The organism is Microbacterium sp. MMO-113, from assembly GCF_037148555.1.
GTDB lineage: Bacteria > Actinomycetota > Actinomycetes > Actinomycetales > Microbacteriaceae > Microbacterium.
Genome location: NZ_JBBCTD010000003.1, coordinates 498862 through 514695 on the forward strand (window position 1 = coordinate 498862; position 15834 = coordinate 514695).

Below are 15834 nucleotides of genomic sequence, written 5' to 3' on the forward strand. Positions count from 1 at the left end.
CCGCATCGCATCGTTGTGACGCTGGGGCGCACCACCTCTGACCGAGAGGACACCGCATGACGACGTCGAAGATCGAGGGACCGCAGGGCCGTGTGGTCGTGCTGGCGGGGGCCACGAGCGCGGCGGGCCTCGCGGCGACGAGGGCACTGCGCGATGCCGGGGCCCGCGTGATCGCCACCGGCCGCACGGACGAGCGGCTGCGTCCGCTGGCCGATGCGGGCGCCGAGACCGAGCTCGCCGATGCGACCTCCCTCGCCGAGATGACGGCGCTCGCCGATCGCCTCGAGACGGTCGATGCGGTCGTGCCCCTCGTGGGCGGCTGGCGCGGCGGCGGCGGACTCGCCGGGCAGACCGACGACGACTTCGCGGCGCTGCTGCCGGCGCTGGAGGCGGTGCGGACGACGAGCCGCGCCTTCGACGGCCCCCTCCGTGCCTCCGCCGCCGGACGATTCGCGATCGTGTCGTCGACCGCCGTCGCACGCCCCCTCGCCGGCGGAGCGAACTATGCAGCGGTCAAGGCGGCGAGCGAAGCGTGGACCCGTGCCGTCGCCCAGGGGTACGCCAAGGCGGCGCGCGAGGCCGACGAACCGCTGCGGGCCGCTGCCGTCGTGTTCCGCGCCAAGGCCCTCGACCCCGATGTCCTCGCGGCGCGTCTCGTGGGGCTCTGGGACACCGACGCCGCGGACCTCAACGACCGGGTGCTCGACCTGAGCTGAGTCCCGCTCGTCGGACGATCACCGGGGCTCGGGCGGTATGCCGGGGACGATCGGCGGGGCGTCACGGAACGTGTGCGGGCCGTCGCCCGCTTCGTCCACGGCGTCGGCTGCGGGTTCGGGAGCCTCCTCCGGAGCCGGATCGGGGGCGGTCGCGTACAGCTCGGTGAGGGTGCGGTACGACCGGGTGAAGAAGGCAAGGGTCGCGGCCACCACCATGATCAGCCCCGCGAAGAGGCAGATCAGCGCGATGCCCCGCGCCTCGCCCTTGCCGAGGAGCCACCCCCACTGCCGCTGCCCCTGCGCGCTGTCCATGTACGGGATCACGAGGAACTCGGCGATCGGGGCGATGAGGAACGCGGTGATCGGGGCCGCCGCCGCCTCCATCGCGGCCGCGGTGCCGAACACCCGTCCCTGGCGCGCGAACGGGACGACCTTCTGGATCACGGTCTGCTCCGCGGCCTCGACGGGCGGCACGAGCGCCATGTACACCCACATGCCGAGGACGTACAGCGGCCACCATTCGCGCAGCATGAAGATCGCCCCGAGGAGTCCCATCGCGATCACGATGAGCAGCATCGTGCGCACGGGCTTCCTGCCGAGGCCGAACTTGGCCACCAGTCCCCCGCCGATCAGGAATCCGGTCGACGCGAAGGCCAGGGCGAACCCCCACATCTGCGCGTCGAACAGGGTGAGACCGTACGGATCCATGAGCGCCATGTAGACGCCGCCGATGAGGTTGTTGAAGGTCGAGAAGATGATGAGCGCGAACAGTCCGGGCGCCTGGCGGATGGCCTGGACGCTGCCGCGGACGTCGACGGCGCTCTTCGCCTCCGGGTCGACCTCGGGCTCGGGCTCCGGGATCCGGATGAACAGCAGGTGCGCGAAGGTGAGGGCCATCGCCGCGATCGCGATCCCCAGGGTCCACCCCATGCCGAGGAAGCCGATGGAGAGGCCGGAGAAGACGCTCGTGACGAGGAAGGCGAGCCCCTGCACCGTGCCGACGAGACCGTTGGCGTTGGCGCGCTTCTCCTCCGGCACCAGCAGCGTCACCGTGGTGGACAGGGCGATGTTGCGGAGCTGCTCGATCACCCCGCCGAACAGGATGACGCCGGAGAACAGCCAGAACCACGGTCCGCCGAGGTCGAGCAGGGATGCCTCGGGCTGCCACAGGTAGAGGACGCCCGCGACAAGGAAGGCCGCTGCCGAGATGACACTCGACAGGAGCATGACGCGGTGCTTGCGATGACGGTCGACGATGGTGCCGAACACCATCGCGAAGAACGCGACGAACAGCATGTAGGCACCGCCGATGATGCCCGTGGCCAGCACCGACCGGGTCTCGATGTAGACCCAGAAGGTGAGGGCGAACCACAGGAAGCTCGTCGTGACGTTGGCGATCAACGTGTTGACGAGGACGTTCGCGAAAGCGGTCTTCGCCGCACTGCGTTCCATGGGTTCGAGGGTAGAGCGGGCCTCGGACATCCGGTAGGGGAAGGCGATTAGGCTTGTCCGGTGAGCATCCCGCACGACCCCGCCATCCGGGGCTTCGCCAGTGACAACTACTCCGGCATCCACCCCGAGGTCCTGGCGGCCCTCGCGGCCGCGAACGGGGGCCATCAGGTGGCCTACGGCGAGGACGCCTACACCGCCCGCCTGCAGGAGGTGTTCCAGGCGCACTTCGGTGACACCGCCGCCGCGTACCCCGTGTTCAATGGCACCGGGGCGAACGTCACCGGTCTGCAGTCGATGCTGCCGCGCTGGGGTGCCGTGATCGCGGCCTCGACCGCGCACATCAACGTCGACGAGGGCGGAGCGCCGGAGAAGATCGGCGGCTTCAAGCTCCTCACCGTCCCCACCGACGACGGCAAGCTCACCCCCGAGCTCATCGACCGCGAGGCCTGGGGCTGGGGCGACGAGCACCGCGCACAGCCGCTCGTGGTCTCGATCACGCAGTCCACCGAGCTCGGCACGCTGTACACCGCGGAAGAGATCCGCACGATCGCGGACCACGTCCACGCGCGCGGCATGAAGCTGCACGTCGATGGCGCGCGCCTGTCGAACGCGGCCGCCGCCCTGGATCTGCCGCTGCGGGCGTTCACGACCGACGCCGGGGTGGACGTGCTGACCTTCGGCGGCACGAAGAACGGCGCCATGCTCGGCGAGGCCATCGTCGTGCTGAACCCGGACGCCGCCGTGGGCCTCAACTACGCGCGCAAGTTCAACATGCAGCTCTCGTCGAAGATGCGCTTCGTCTCGGCCCAGCTCATCGCGCTGCTCGACGGCGACCTCTGGCTGCGCAACGCCCGGCACGCCAACGCCATGGCGGCCCGGCTCCGCGGACGGATCGAGGACGGTCTCGCCGACGGATCGATCGTCGGGGTGGAGTTCACGCAGCCGACGCAGGCGAACGGCGTGTTCGCGACCCTGCCCGAGGGCATCGCCGATCAGCTCCGCGACGTGTTCCGCTTCTACGACTGGGACGCCGCCCGCCGCGAGGTGCGCTGGATGTGCGGCTTCGACACCGAGGAGTCCGACGTCGACGCCTTCGTCGACGCCCTCGCCCGCCTCACCCGCCCCTGATCGCCCACGCCTGACGCCCCGAGACCCCGGGTTCGCGCCGAGACCCCGGGGTGCTCGCGGGTCTACGCCGGGGTGTGGGCGGGAACCCGGGGTCTGGGCGGAGGGTCGTCTACCGCTTCGACTTGCGGTAGCCGGCCTTGACGGCGGCACTCTCGGTGGAGAAGCACACCTCGGGCTTGGTCTTTGCGTAGTACGCCCCGCTCCGCACGTGGTAGATCATCGACTGCGCGTTGCCCTTGATGGGAGCCCAGGCAGGGCAGTTCCAGGTCGAGATCGGCTTGGTGCGCCCCGGATAGACGACGGCGGCCGTCCGAGCCGATGTGCGCGCGGCGGAGATGTAGCCGCTCTTCGTTCCGGTGACGCGGACTGTGATCCTCGCCTTCACCATGGCCGGGGTGACGACGAGCGTCGAGCCGGTCGCCCGTGAGATGGCCCGGCCATTGAGATACCACTGGTAGCTCAGCCGGGTGCCGCTGGTCCAGGTATACGGCACGGCGGTGAGGCGAGAGCCCACGATCGCCGATCCGGTGATCCGAGGCGTCGGTGCGGACAGGATCCCCTTCACCGCGGCCGTCGGCTTCGAGCGCCGTGATGCGGCGGCGTACCCGGCTTTGGTCCCGGAGACGACGACCGTCACCGTCTTCACGGCCGCCGACGACGGGAGCGTGAACGAGGCTGCGGTGGCTCGGGCGACAGCGGCGCCGTTGATGTACCACTGATACGTCAGCCGTGTTCCCGTCGTCCAGGTTCCTGTCCGGACCTTGAGGGTCTGCCCGACGGTCGGCGTACCGGTGATCGACGGCGTCGGCGCGACGAGCGGGCGGAGCACGGCAGCCGTCGCGGCGGAGGCGACCGTCACTGACGCGAAGGCGGCCTTCTTCCCGGTCACCTGAACGGTGATGCGCGTCCCCGCGTGCGCCGTCGTCAGCGCGAGGGAGGAGGCTGTCGCCTTGCTGATCGCCTTTCCGTTCGCGTACCACTGGTAGCTGAGCGCGGCCCCCGCGGTCCAAGCCCCCGGGAGCGCTCGAAGGGTCTGCCCGACGACAGGCGTACCGCTGATCGTGGGCACCGAGGTCTCCATGCGGTGCAGCGCCTCGAGTGCGGCATCGATCCCCGGCCGCGCCTCCCCTGCAGCCAGCACGAGCGGCCGCGCCTTCTCGAATCGAGGTGCGTCCTGCCACCACTCCGAGACCGCGCCCGCGACCGAGGACACGAAAGCGACGCGATACTCGCCCGCCGGCAGCCCGCCGACGGCGAAGGTACCGGCGTCCGTCACGACGTTGGCAGCGGCGACTGCGGCCCCCGCTCCGGCCACCGGGTAGACGGCGACGACGACCCGCTGTCCGGTGATGTCCACGCCCGCCGGCGCGGTGACGCGCCCGGAGACGAGGGCGGAGCGCTCCAGCAGCACGTCCCGCACGACCCCGTCGGGCCCCACGGACACGAGCTCGCCGCTCTGCGGACCACCCTGATCGAAGACGGCGCGTCCCTCCGACACCACACCGAGGACGACGTCACCCTGCGGGACGCGCAGGGTGTAAGACCCATCGATCACGGCGGCGGCCGCGAGCGGGGAACCGGCGTCCGCCCCCGGCGCATAGGCCGCGACGAACGTCCGTCCCGTGCGCAGATCGGTGCCGTCCGGGAACGTGACCCGTCCGGTGACGGTGGCGGTGCCCGCCGGATCCGCCTCACCGGGATCGGCGGCAGCGACCTTCGCGGCCGCTTCCACCGCCGCGGGAAGCGCTTCGGCGACCCCGGGGAAGGCGGGGTCGGGCGCAACCGTCGCCGTGGCGGGTGCCGCGACGAAGACGAGCCCGGAGGCGAGGACTGCAGCGGCGACCGTGACGGCCAGCGCGCGGAGGGTGCGGAGTGAAGCGGCGAACGCCATGGGCATCCTTCGGGACGGACGCGGTCGACGACCGCGCGGATCAGGGCGTTCTGAGCAGATCACCTTCGTCATGAATACAGGGTCCCTGGCTCGGAAGACAAGCCGGACCTTGCGCCGAGACCCCGGGTTCTCGCCCAGACCCTGCCCTATGCGCGCGCCGTAGCCGGGGTCTCGACGCGAACCCGGGGTCTCGGGGAGAAGGACGAGCGTCAGCGGAGGAGGCCGAGGCTGGCGAGCGCGTGGCGGATGAGGGTGCCGCGGCCGCCCTCCATCTCGGCGGCGACGGCGTCGGAGGCGGCGGCCTCGGGCGAGAACCATGTCACCTCGAGGGCGTCCTGGCGCGGCTCGCACGTCCCGGTCACGGGCACCACGAAGGCGAGGGAGACGGCGTGCTGACGGTCGTCGTGATACGCGCTCACCCCCGGGATCGGGAAGTACTCGGCCACCGTGAACGGCAGCGGCTGCGGCGGAAGGAGCGGGAAGGCCATGGGGCCGAGGTCGTTCTCGACGTGGCGGAACAGCGCGTCGCGGATCGTCTCGCCGAAGCGCACGCGGCCCGACACGATCGTGCGTGTGATCTCGCCGAGCGGGGTGGACCGCAGCAGCACGCCGATCTCGGTGACCTGACCGGAGCCGTCGGTGCGCACGGGGATCGCCTCGACGTAGAGCATCGGGAGGTGGCGCCGCGCCTCTTCCAGCTCGATGTCGCTCAGCCAGCCCGGGTTCGCATCCGGCGCCGGCGGGTTCGCATCGCGGAACGAACCGAGGCCCTCGTCTTCGGGCTCCGGCTCCGGATCGGGTGTGCGCACCGCCATGCCTCCTTTCTACCAGCCGTCCTCGCCGATGGCAGCACCGGCGCGAGCCCTGGCAGGATGACGATGTGACCGAGAACCTGACGATCGACGCTGCCGCGACGCGCTGGTCGCCCACCGACCGCGCCGGGCTCCCGCTGCTCGTGCTGCTGCACGGGTACGGCGCCGACGAGCACGACCTCTTCGGCCTCGTCCCGTATCTGCCCGCCGGCATCGCCGTGGCCTCCGTCGCCGCACCGCTCGCCCCACCGTGGCCGACGCCCGGTCGCTCCTGGTACCCGATCGAGGGGCTCGACGGACGCAGCTCCACCGCCGTCACCCTCGCGGCGGAGGCGTTCCTGCGCTGGCTCGACGACGCCGCGGCGGACGCGCCGTCAGTGGCGCTGCTCGGGTTCTCCCAGGGCGCCGCGGTGTCGCTCCAGGCGCTGCGGCTGGCCCCCGAACGGTTCGGCGCGGTCGTCGCGCTGAGCGGGTACGCCGCCCCGGACGCCCTCCCCGGCGATGCGCACCTCGCGGAGGTCAGCCCCCCGGTGTTCTGGGGCCGCGGTTCCCGCGACGACGTCATCCCCGCGCCGCTGATCGCCCACACGGCGCAATGGCTCCCCGCGCACACGTCCCTCTCCGGTCGCGTCTACAGCGGACTGACCCACAGCATCTCCGAGGAGGAGCTCGGCGACGTGCACCGGTTCCTCACGACCTGGGTCGAGGGGATCGACGCGGATCAGGCGGAGGGGTCCCGGCCGTCCTGAGCGCCGTCTGCGGAGTCCGGGTCATCGGCATCGCCCTCCGCCGTGTCTCCCCTGCCGCCCCCGGAACCGCGGAACGCCACGGACAGGGCGACGCCGATCGCGAGACCGATCCCGATGCCCAGGATCCAGTTGCCCAGCGCCATCCCCATCGAGACGCCGATGGCCACGCCGAGCGCGAGACCGATGCCGAGGCCCGTCCGTGCGCGCATCTCGTCGGGACTGGGGTTCCGATCGTCTGCCATGCCTCCACGGTACGAGCCGTCCCGCGGCCCCGCATCCCCCGCGCGACGGAGCGGCGACATGCCCGGGAGTTGCGCGGCGTGACACGCCCGGGTATCGTCGTGGCGTCCTGTCCGCCGTGTCTGGAAGTCCTTTGATCTGAATCGTCGCCTCCGCGCCCCTCTTCTCGCGCGCTGACCCGACGATCGCCGACTCCCCGGCAGACGCCCTCCTCCGCTTCCGTGACTCCACGGTCCGAAGGGCTCGGTGTCAGTGCACCCTCGCACTCGACAGGAGACACCCCATGTCACAGCCCTCTTCCTCGCACGCCGCCGTCGTCCTCGACCGCCTCTCCCTCACCTGGCCCGACGGCACGGTCGCCCTCGACGGCGTGTCCGGAGCCTTCGGTGCCGGACGCACGGGACTGGTCGGCCGCAACGGCGCCGGCAAGTCCACGCTGCTCCGGCTGATCGCCGGGGAGCTCTCCCCCACCTCCGGAATCCTCAGCACCTCGGGCGAGGTCGCCTTCCTCCCCCAGCAGCTCACACTCGACGTGGACCGCCGGGTGTCCGACCTCCTCGGGGTGTCGGCAGCCCTCGATGCCGTGCGGGCCATCACCGCCGGTGACGTCGACCCCGCGCACTTCGACGCGGTCGGCGACGACTGGGACATCGAGGCGCGAGCGGAGGCCTCCCTCGCGGAGGCCGGGCTCGCCCCCGCATTCCTCGACCGCACGGTCGGCGAGCTGTCCGGAGGGGAGGCCGTGCTCGTCGCGATCGCCGGCATCCGGCTTAGGCGAGCCCCGGTCGCCCTCCTCGACGAGCCGACGAACAACCTCGACCGCGACGCCAGGGCGGCCCTCGCCGCGATGGTGCAGTCCTGGAAGGGCACGCTCATCGTCGTGAGCCACGACCTCGCTCTGCTCGAGCTCATGGACGACACCGCCGAGCTGTACGGACGGAACCTCTCCGTGTTCGGCGGCCCCTACTCCGAGTGGCGCGCGTGGCTGGACGCGGAGCAGGACGCGGCGAAGCAGGCCGAGGTCGCCGCCGCCCAGGTGCTCCGCAAGGAGAAGCGCCAGCGGATCGAGGCCGAGGTCAAGCTCGCCCACCGGGCCCGGACCGCCAAGAAGGCCGAGGTCGAGAAGCGCGTCCCGAAGATCGTCGCGCACGGTCGCAAGATGGCCGCCGAGGTATCCGCGGGGAGGCTGCGCACCGAGGTCGGCGCGAAGGAGGACGCTGCCCGCGCGGCACACGACGCAGCGGGGCGGCGGGTCCGCTCCGACGCCTCGATGAAGATCGAGCTGCCGGACCCCGACGTGTCGCGGAGCCGGCGGATCGCCGAGCTCGGCGGGCCGGATCGGTCCTGGGTGATCCAGGGTCCGGAGCGTGTGGCCCTGATCGGCCGCAACGGCGCCGGAAAGACGACGCTGCTGGAACGGCTGGTCTCCGGCGTCGCGCCCGACTCCGGAGGACGCGCGCCGGAACGTCCGGAACTGCGGGTGGAGGCGCTCACCGACCGGATCGGCTACCTGCCACAGCGGGTGGACGGTCTCGACGAGGGCCTGTCCGTGTTCGAGAACGTGGCCGCCGCGGCACCCCAGGTCCCGGAGAAGGAGCTCCGCAACCGGCTCGCCCGGTTCCTCATCCGAGGCGGGACGACCGACCGCCCGGTGTCGGCGCTCTCCGGCGGGGAGAGGTTCCGGGTCGCCCTGGCACGACTGCTCCTCACGGATCCGGCTCCGCACCTCGTCGTCCTCGACGAGCCGACGAACAACCTCGACCTCGACACGGTCGACCAGCTCGTCGAGGCGCTGCGGGCGTACCGCGGGGCGGTGCTCGTCGTGAGCCACGACGACGCCTTCCTCGCCCGACTCGACCTCGACCTCACCCTCGAGATCGATGCCGACGGCGGGTTGCGGGAGGTCGGGTGACCCCATCCCTCGTTCCGTCTGCACGACCTGGGTCCGCCCGCACGACCGAACCGCGGTTCCGGTCGTGCGGGCGGAACGAGGTCGTGCGGGCGAAACAGGGGGCTGTCAAGGTCCGGGCCGGATGTCGGTGGGGTCGGGAATGATGGAGGCATGAGCGACGTGCTCGACCGCTTCACCCCGGCCACACAGGACTGGTTCCGGGGTGCCTTCACCGCCCCCACGCCGGCACAGGCGGGCGCGTGGGAGGCGATCTCCGCCGGCAAGCACGCCCTCGTCGTCGCCCCGACCGGGTCCGGCAAGACGCTGTCGGCGTTCCTCTGGGCGATCGACAGCGTGTTCCGCGAGCGCGCCGACCTCCCGGAGGAGCCGAAGAAGGACGGGTCGCGCACGCGGATCCTCTATATCTCGCCGCTCAAGGCTCTCGGCGTGGACGTGGAGCGCAACCTGCGCTCCCCCCTCATCGGCATCGGGCAGTCCGCGCGGCGACTCGGTCTCACCGCCCCCGGCATCACGGTGGGCGTCCGTTCCGGTGACACCACGTCGAGCGATCGCCGCAAGCTCGTGTCCGATCCGCCCGACATCCTCATCACGACGCCCGAGTCGCTGTACCTCATGCTCACGAGCCGGGCCGGCGACACCCTGCGCGACGTGCACACGGTCATCATCGACGAGGTGCACGCAGTCGCCGCCACCAAGCGCGGCGCGCACCTCGCGGTGAGCCTGGAGCGCCTCGATGCCCTCCGCCGGTCCCACGGCGCGGAGACCGCAGCGCAGCGCATCGGCCTCTCGGCCACCGTCCGCCCGATCGACGAGGTCGCGCGCTTCCTCGGCGGCGCCGACCCGGTCGAGATCGTCGCTCCCCCGGCATCGAAGACCTTCGAGCTCGGCGTCGTCGTGCCGATGGACGACATGACCAACCCGCCACCGCCGCCCGGGGCGCCGCCGGAAGCCCCGGCGATCGATGCGGAGTACACCGAGGTCACCGGCTCGGTGTGGCCGCATGTCGAGGAGGCGATCGTCGACCGCATCCTCCAGAACAACTCGACCATCGTCTTCGCGAACTCCCGCCGCCTCGCCGAACGGCTGACCGGACGGCTGAACGAGATCTATGCGGAGCGGATCGGGGTCGCTCTTCCGGAGCCGACCGTGCCCGCCGCGATGATGGCACAGGCGGGGTCGACCGCCGGCGCCGATCCCGTGCTCGCCAAGGCTCACCACGGCTCGGTGTCGAAGGAGCAGCGCGCGCAGGTCGAGGAGGAGCTGAAGTCGGGGGTGCTCCGCTGTGTGGTCGCCACGAGCAGCCTGGAGCTCGGCATCGACATGGGTGCCGTCGACCTCGTGATCCAGGTCGAGGCACCGCCGTCCGCGGCCTCCGGGCTCCAGCGCGTGGGACGGGCCGGGCACCAGGTCGGCGAGATCAGCCGCGCGGCCCTGTTCCCGAAGCACCGGGGCGACGTGCTGCACACGGCGATCGTGACGGAGCGGATGCTCGCGGGGAAGATCGAGGCCATCCAGGTGCCGCGGAACCCGCTCGACATCCTCGCCCAGCAGACCGTCGCGGCCAGCGCCCTCGGAGCGATCAGCGTCGAGGAGTGGTTCGAGACCGTCCGCCGTTCCGCCCCGTTCCAGTCGCTCCCCCGCTCCGCGTACGAGGCCACGCTCGACCTGCTGGCCGGCCGCTTCCCCTCCGACGAGTTCGCCGAGCTGCGCCCGCGCCTCGTCTGGGATCGCGACGCCGGCACGCTCACGGGCCGCCCGGGGGCACAGCGGATCGCGGTCACCAGCGGCGGCACCATCCCCGACCGGGGACTCTTCGGCGTCTTCGTGGCCGGCGAGTCCACGGGTGCCCGGGTGGGCGAGCTCGACGAGGAGATGGTCTACGAGTCCCGGGTCGGCGACGTGTTCACCCTGGGCACCACGAGCTGGCGCATCGCCGAGATCACCCACGACCGGGTCAACGTCATCCCCGCCTACGGCCAGCCCGGCAAGGTGCCGTTCTGGCACGGCGACGGCATCGGCCGCCCGTTCGAGCTGGGCGAGGCGCTCGGGGCGTTCTCCCGCGAGGTGTCCGCCGCGAAGCCGGAGAAGGCGGAGCAGCGGCTCATCGCGGCCGGTCTCGACGAGCAGGCGCGCGCCAACCTCCTCGCGCATCTCTCCGAGCAGCGGGAGGCCACGGGCACCCTGCCGACGGACCGTACGCTCACCGTGGAGCGAGGACACGACGAAGTCGGCGACTGGCGCGTCATCCTGCATTCCCCGTACGGCATGAAGGTGCATGCGCCGTGGGCGCTCGCCATCAATGCGCGGGTGCGGGAGCGTCTCGGCGTCGAGGGCTCCGCGGTGGCGAGCGACGACGGCATCATCGTGCGCATCCCCGACGCCGAGTCGGAGCCGCCCGGGGCGGAGCTCTTCGTGTTCGACCCGGACGAGCTGGAGCAGCTCGTCACGCAGGAGGTCGGCGGCTCGGCACTGTTCGCCTCGCGGTTCCGCGAGTGCGCCGCGCGGGCGCTGCTCATGCCCCGCACGAATCCCAACCGCCGCACGCCGCTGTGGCAGCAGCGCCAGCGCTCGGCCCAGCTCCTCGAGGTCGCACGCCGCCACCCGACGTTCCCCGTGATCCTGGAGACCCTGCGCGAGGTGCTGCAGGACGTCTACGACCTGCCCTCGCTGCGGAAGCTCGCGACGAGCATCGCCGACCGCCGCATCCGCCTCGTCGAGACCCAGCCGGGGCAGCCGTCGCCGTTCGCGCGCGACCTCCTCTTCGGCTACGTCGGCGCTTTCATGTACGAGGGCGACTCGCCGCTGGCCGAGCGCCGAGCGGCCGCCCTGTCCGTCGATCCCGCGCTGCTCGGCGAGCTCCTGGGCACGGTCGAGCTGCGCGAGCTCCTCGACCTCGACGTCATCGCGCAGTTCGAGCGCGAGGCCCAGCGCCTCGACCCGGAGCGTCGGGCGCGCGGCCTGGAGGGCGTCGCCGACCTGCTCCGGTTGCTCGGCCCCCTCGACGCCGACGAGGTGGCGGCACGCCTCGATCCGGAGTCCACCGGCGGAGCGACCGCGGCGACGCTGCTCGACGACCTCGTCACCGCGCGGCGGGCCATCCCCGTCACGATCGCCGGGGTGTCCAGGGTCGCCGCGATCGAAGACGCGGGGCGCCTGCGCGACGCGCTCGGGGCGGCCTTGCCGACCGGCATCCCCGTCGCGTTCCTCGAGCCGCTGGCGGACCCTCTGGGCGACCTCGTGGCCCGTCATGCCCGCACCCACGGCCCGTTCACCACCGCAGCGGTCGCCGAGCGCTTCGGTCTCGGCACCGCCGTCGGCCGGCACACCCTGCAGCGCCTGGAGACGAACGGCCGCCTCACGAGCGGGTACTTCCTCCCCACCGCGGCCGGCAGCGGCGACGACGTCGAGTGGTGCGACACCGAGGTGCTGCGGCGGCTGCGCATGCGGTCGCTCGCGGCGATCCGCGGGTCCGTCGAGCCGGTCTCCCCGGAGGCGTATGCGCGGTTCCTTCCGGACTGGCAGCACCTCGGTCGACCCCTGGAGGGCATCGACGGCGTGCTCACCGTGATCGAGCAGTTCGCCGGCGTCCCCATCCCCGCCAGCGCCTGGGAGTCGCTCGTCCTGCCGTCGCGGGTGCGCGACTACAGCCCGGCGATGCTCGACGAGCTCACGGCCGCGGGCGAGGTGATCTGGTCCGGACACGGCACGCTCCCCGGGCGCGACGGGTGGGTCTCGCTGCATCCGGCCGATCTCGCCCCGTTCACCCTGCCCGATCCGGACGCGGAGATCGCCGCGGAGTCGCTGGAGGCACGTCTCCTCGCGGCCCTCGCGGCGGGCGGCGCGTACTTCGCCGCGCAGCTCAAGGAGATGACCGGCGCCGAGAACGAGCAGTCGGTGTTGGAGTCCCTGTGGTCGCTGACCTGGTCCGGGCACGTCACCAACGACACGTTCGCGCCGATCCGCTCGCTGCTGACCGGGGGCTCCCAGGCCCACAAGGTCAAGCGCCGGGCTCCGCGTGCGCGCACCTATCGCGGCATGTCGCTCACGCGGACCGCTCCGCGCCCGACCTCCATCGGCGGTCGCTGGTCGCTGCTCCCCGAGGTCGAGACCGATCCGGCGCGGCGCGCGACCGTCACCGCCGGACTGCTCCTCGACCGCTACGGCGTGGTCACCCGCGGGGCCGTGCAGTCGGAGGGCGTCCCGGGCGGTTTCGCGCAGACGTACCGGGTGCTGGCCGGGTTCGAGGAGGCGGGGCACTGCCGCCGCGGCTACGTGATCGAGAAGCTCGGCGCCGCGCAGTTCGCGGCATCGGCCACGGTCGACCGTCTCCGCACGTACGCCGGCCTTGCCGACCCCCCGCCGCGGACGGCCGTCACCCTGGCGGCCACCGACCCGGCGAACCCGTACGGCGCGGCGCTCGGGTGGCCGAAGCTCGAGGGCGTCTCGCATCGCCCGGGGCGCAAGGCCGGCGGGCTCGTGGTGCTCGTCGACGGCGCCCTCGTCCTGTCGCTCGAGCGCGGCGGACGGACCGTGCTGTGCTTCACGGACGACGAGGAGGTCCTGCAGGCCGCCACCGCCGATCTCGCGACGACAGCCAGGGACCGCCGACTCGACACCCTCACCGTCGAGAAGGTGAACGGCGAGGGGGTGTACGGCACGATCCTCGGGCGGGCTCTGCAGGAGGCGGGCTTCGTGCAGACCCCGCGCGGCTTCACCCTCCGCAAGGCCGTCTGACCCCGGCCTCATCACGACCACGAGTGGTACCATATTCCGTACCAGAAGGGGAACAACATGGCCATCACGACGAGCGAAGCGCGGCGCGATCTCTTCGGCCTGATCGAGCGGGTGAACCAGGATCACAACGAGGTCGAGATCACGTCCCGCCGCGGCAGCGCCATCCTCATGTCCAAGGCGGAGTACGACTCCCTGGTGGAGACGAGTTATCTGCTGCGCTCGCCCGCGAACGCCCGGCGACTCCTCAGCGCCCTGGCCGCGGTCCACGACGGCGACGTCTCGGAGCACGACCTCGACGAGGCATGACTGTTCGACTTCTCGTCTGGACCCCCCAGGGGTGGGAGGACTACGTCCACTGGCAGACCGAGTACCGGCGCACTCTCAAACGGATCAACCTCCTGATCGCCGACACCCTCCGCGACGATCCCTTCCAGGGGATCGGAAAGCCCGAGCCCCTCAAGCACGCTCTCGCCGGCGCGTGGTCACGGCGCATCGATGAAGCTCATCGCCTCGTCTACACGGCGACCGATCGCCACGTGACCATCCTGCAAGCCCGCTACCACTACTGACCCACCCCTACCCTGGAGCCATGATCCGAGAGTTCGCCGCCGGCGTCCGCACCCTGTTCCGCGGGTTCGGCGTATGGCGCACCCGCCCAGGGCTGATGGCGCTCGGGCTCGTCCCCGCGATCATCGCGCTCGTGCTCCTCGCCGCCGTCCTCGTGCCGCTGATCCTGTCGCTGCCCTCGCTGTCCGCCTGGCTCACCCCCTTCGCCGACGGATGGGTGGAGCCCTGGCGCGGGTTCCTGCGGACCGCGGTCAGCCTCGTGGTGGTCGCCGCCGCGCTCGCGCTGGCCAGTTCGGTGTTCAGCGCCCTCACCCTCACGATCGGCGACCCGTTCTACCAGCGGATCTGGCACGCCGTGGAGAAGGATCTCGGCGACCCGCCCCCCGCCGACGGCGGCAGCTTCTGGACCACCGTGGGCGAGGGGCTCCGGCTCGTCGTGCTCGGCATCCTCATCGCCGTGCTCGTGCTGCTCATCGGCCTCGTTCCCGGGGTGGGCGGCGTCCTCGGCGCGGTGTCCGGCGTGGTCCTCACGGGCCGCCTGCTCGCGCGGGAGCTGACCGGGCGCGCCTTCGACGCCCGGGATCTCAGCCCCGCCGCCCGCGCCGCGCTGTTCTCGGGCAGTCGCGCCCGTGTGCTGGGCTTCGGCGTCGCCACCCAGCTCTGCTTCCTCATCCCGGGCGGCGCGGTCGCCGTGATGCCGGCCGCGGTCGCGGGAAGCACGATGCTGGCACGCGACATGCAGGTCCGCACCCCGCTCGCCGTCGCTGCCCCCGCACCGACCCCGGGACCGCACGACCGCACACCCGGGGTCGCCTGATGCCCGAGGGCGATACCGTCTTCCGCACGGCCCGCCGTCTGGACGAGGCCCTCGCGGGCGGGGAGGTGACCCGCTTCGACCTCCGTGTTCCGCGCTACGCGACCCTCGATCTCACCGGGCAGCGTGTGCAGGGCGTGGTCCCCCGCGGGAAGCACCTTCTGCTGCGGATCGGCGAGAGCACGCTGCATTCGCATCTGCGCATGGACGGCGCCTGGTTCGTGTACCGGCCGGGTGAGAAGTGGAGGCATCCGGCCTACAAGGTGCGGGCGATCGTCGGCACGGCCGAACGCGAGGCCGTGGGCGTGGACATCGCCGACATCGAAGTCGTCCCCACCCGCGATGAAGACGACCTCATCGGCTACCTCGGTCCCGATCCCCTCGCCGCCGACTGGGACCCGATCGAGGCCGCGCGACGACTCGGCGCCGACACCCGGGCCATCCACGTCGCCCTCCTCGATCAGCGCAACGTCGCGGGCTTCGGCAACGAGTACGCGGCAGAGCTCCTGTTCCTCCGCGGAATCCTGCCGACCACGCCGACTCCGGAGGTCGACGTCGCCGCCCTGCTCGACCTGGGCGTGCGGACCATCCGCGCGAACCGCGACCGCCGCAACCGCACCTTCACCGGCATCGATCGTCCGGGCCAGGCGACGTGGGTCTACGGACGCGCTGGACGCCCCTGCCGACGCTGCGGAACGCTCATCCGCCGCGGGGAGCTGGGGGCCGATCCGACCCGCGAGCGGATCACGTTCTGGTGCCCTCGATGCCAGCGTTGAGCCGTATCCATCCGCGGGAATGAATCTCCCCCTCCCGTGGTTG

13 protein-coding genes are annotated in these 15834 nt (G+C 71.9%); 9 read left to right on the forward strand and 4 right to left on the reverse strand.

Annotation, left to right across the window (positions count from 1 at the left end; all coding sequences use genetic code 11):
* Positions 1-56 precede the first annotated feature (56 nt).
* On the forward strand, positions 57-716 hold the full coding sequence (locus WFJ36_RS13140; RefSeq protein WP_071328992.1) for an SDR family NAD(P)-dependent oxidoreductase: 660 nt from the start codon (positions 57-59) through the stop codon (positions 714-716).
* 18 nt (positions 717-734) lie between these two features.
* On the opposite strand, the gene WFJ36_RS13145 is transcribed toward WFJ36_RS13140, so the two are convergent.
* Complete coding sequence (locus WFJ36_RS13145) at positions 735-2168, reverse strand: MFS transporter (RefSeq protein ID WP_336643436.1); 1434 nt, start codon at positions 2166-2168, stop codon at positions 735-737.
* Positions 2169-2228: 60 nt separating this feature from the next.
* Here WFJ36_RS13145 and WFJ36_RS13150 point away from each other — a divergent pair, with 60 nt between their 5' ends.
* Positions 2229-3296, forward strand: a complete 1068-nt coding sequence (locus WFJ36_RS13150) for a threonine aldolase family protein (protein WP_071328994.1) — start codon at positions 2229-2231, stop codon at positions 3294-3296.
* 109 nt (positions 3297-3405) lie between these two features.
* Here the strand turns inward: WFJ36_RS13150 and WFJ36_RS13155 are convergent, their stop codons facing one another.
* Both WFJ36_RS13155 and WFJ36_RS13160 read right to left on the reverse strand, forming a co-directional pair.
* Complete coding sequence (locus WFJ36_RS13155; protein WP_336643437.1) at positions 3406-5187, reverse strand: sunset domain-containing protein; 1782 nt, start codon at positions 5185-5187, stop codon at positions 3406-3408.
* A 209-nt stretch (positions 5188-5396) separates the two neighbouring features.
* Complete coding sequence (locus WFJ36_RS13160) at positions 5397-6002, reverse strand: DUF4916 domain-containing protein (protein WP_071328996.1); 606 nt, start codon at positions 6000-6002, stop codon at positions 5397-5399.
* A gap of 65 nt (positions 6003-6067) precedes the next feature.
* Here WFJ36_RS13160 and WFJ36_RS13165 point away from each other — a divergent pair, with 65 nt between their 5' ends.
* Entirely contained in the window at positions 6068-6748 is a 681-nt protein-coding gene (locus WFJ36_RS13165) for an alpha/beta hydrolase (protein WP_336643438.1), read from the forward strand.
* On the opposite strand, the gene WFJ36_RS13170 is transcribed toward WFJ36_RS13165, so the two are convergent.
* Entirely contained in the window at positions 6721-6990 is a 270-nt protein-coding gene (locus tag WFJ36_RS13170; RefSeq protein WP_336643439.1) for a hypothetical protein, read from the reverse strand. The genes WFJ36_RS13165 and WFJ36_RS13170 overlap by 28 nt on opposite strands.
* A 281-nt stretch (positions 6991-7271) precedes the next feature.
* Here WFJ36_RS13170 and WFJ36_RS13175 point away from each other — a divergent pair, with 281 nt between their 5' ends.
* The 6 genes from WFJ36_RS13175 to WFJ36_RS13200 all read left to right on the forward strand — a co-directional run bounded on the left by WFJ36_RS13175 (position 7272) and on the right by WFJ36_RS13200 (position 15791).
* The gene (locus WFJ36_RS13175; protein ID WP_336643440.1) at positions 7272-8900 is read left to right on the forward strand and encodes an ABC-F family ATP-binding cassette domain-containing protein; all 1629 of its coding nucleotides are present in this window, start codon (positions 7272-7274) and stop codon (positions 8898-8900) included.
* A gap of 150 nt (positions 8901-9050) precedes the next feature.
* A complete protein-coding gene (locus WFJ36_RS13180) occupies positions 9051-13634 on the forward strand; it encodes an ATP-dependent helicase (protein ID WP_336643441.1) in 4584 nt (1527 codons plus the stop codon).
* A 57-nt stretch (positions 13635-13691) separates the two neighbouring features.
* Positions 13692-13940 (forward strand): type II toxin-antitoxin system Phd/YefM family antitoxin, encoded by a 249-nt coding sequence (locus WFJ36_RS13185; RefSeq protein WP_292785982.1) that lies wholly within the window; start codon positions 13692-13694, stop codon positions 13938-13940.
* On the forward strand, positions 13937-14203 hold the full coding sequence (locus WFJ36_RS13190) for a Txe/YoeB family addiction module toxin (protein ID WP_071329002.1): 267 nt from the start codon (positions 13937-13939) through the stop codon (positions 14201-14203). The genes WFJ36_RS13185 and WFJ36_RS13190 overlap by 4 nt, the downstream gene beginning before the upstream one ends.
* Positions 14204-14223: 20 nt before the next feature.
* On the forward strand, positions 14224-15018 hold the full coding sequence (locus WFJ36_RS13195; protein WP_336643442.1) for an EI24 domain-containing protein: 795 nt from the start codon (positions 14224-14226) through the stop codon (positions 15016-15018).
* Positions 15018-15791 carry a DNA-formamidopyrimidine glycosylase family protein gene (locus WFJ36_RS13200; protein ID WP_336643443.1) on the forward strand — a complete coding sequence of 258 codons (774 nt, stop codon included), beginning with the start codon at positions 15018-15020 and terminating at the stop codon, positions 15789-15791. Before WFJ36_RS13195 ends, WFJ36_RS13200 begins: the two co-directional genes overlap by 1 nt.
* Positions 15792-15834: the final 43 nt, after the last annotated feature.

What these genes read in the sequence shown, in the direction of transcription:
- WFJ36_RS13160 (WP_071328996.1), bottom strand. Translation starts at nt 6,002, where the DNA reads ATGGCGGTGCGCACACCCGATCCGGAGCCGGAGCCCGAAGACGAGGGC.
- WFJ36_RS13175 (WP_336643440.1), top strand. Translation starts at nt 7,272, where the DNA reads ATGTCACAGCCCTCTTCCTCGCACGCCGCCGTCGTCCTCGACCGCCTC.
- WFJ36_RS13185 (WP_292785982.1), top strand. Translation starts at nt 13,692, where the DNA reads ATGGCCATCACGACGAGCGAAGCGCGGCGCGATCTCTTCGGCCTGATC.
- WFJ36_RS13200 (WP_336643443.1), top strand. Translation starts at nt 15,018, where the DNA reads ATGCCCGAGGGCGATACCGTCTTCCGCACGGCCCGCCGTCTGGACGAG.
- WFJ36_RS13180 (WP_336643441.1), top strand. Translation starts at nt 9,051, where the DNA reads ATGAGCGACGTGCTCGACCGCTTCACCCCGGCCACACAGGACTGGTTC.
- WFJ36_RS13145 (WP_336643436.1), bottom strand. Translation starts at nt 2,168, where the DNA reads ATGGAACGCAGTGCGGCGAAGACCGCTTTCGCGAACGTCCTCGTCAAC.
- WFJ36_RS13140 (WP_071328992.1), top strand. Translation starts at nt 57, where the DNA reads ATGACGACGTCGAAGATCGAGGGACCGCAGGGCCGTGTGGTCGTGCTG.
- WFJ36_RS13155 (WP_336643437.1), bottom strand. Translation starts at nt 5,187, where the DNA reads ATGGCGTTCGCCGCTTCACTCCGCACCCTCCGCGCGCTGGCCGTCACG.
- WFJ36_RS13190 (WP_071329002.1), top strand. Translation starts at nt 13,937, where the DNA reads ATGACTGTTCGACTTCTCGTCTGGACCCCCCAGGGGTGGGAGGACTAC.
- WFJ36_RS13170 (WP_336643439.1), bottom strand. Translation starts at nt 6,990, where the DNA reads ATGGCAGACGATCGGAACCCCAGTCCCGACGAGATGCGCGCACGGACG.
- WFJ36_RS13195 (WP_336643442.1), top strand. Translation starts at nt 14,224, where the DNA reads ATGATCCGAGAGTTCGCCGCCGGCGTCCGCACCCTGTTCCGCGGGTTC.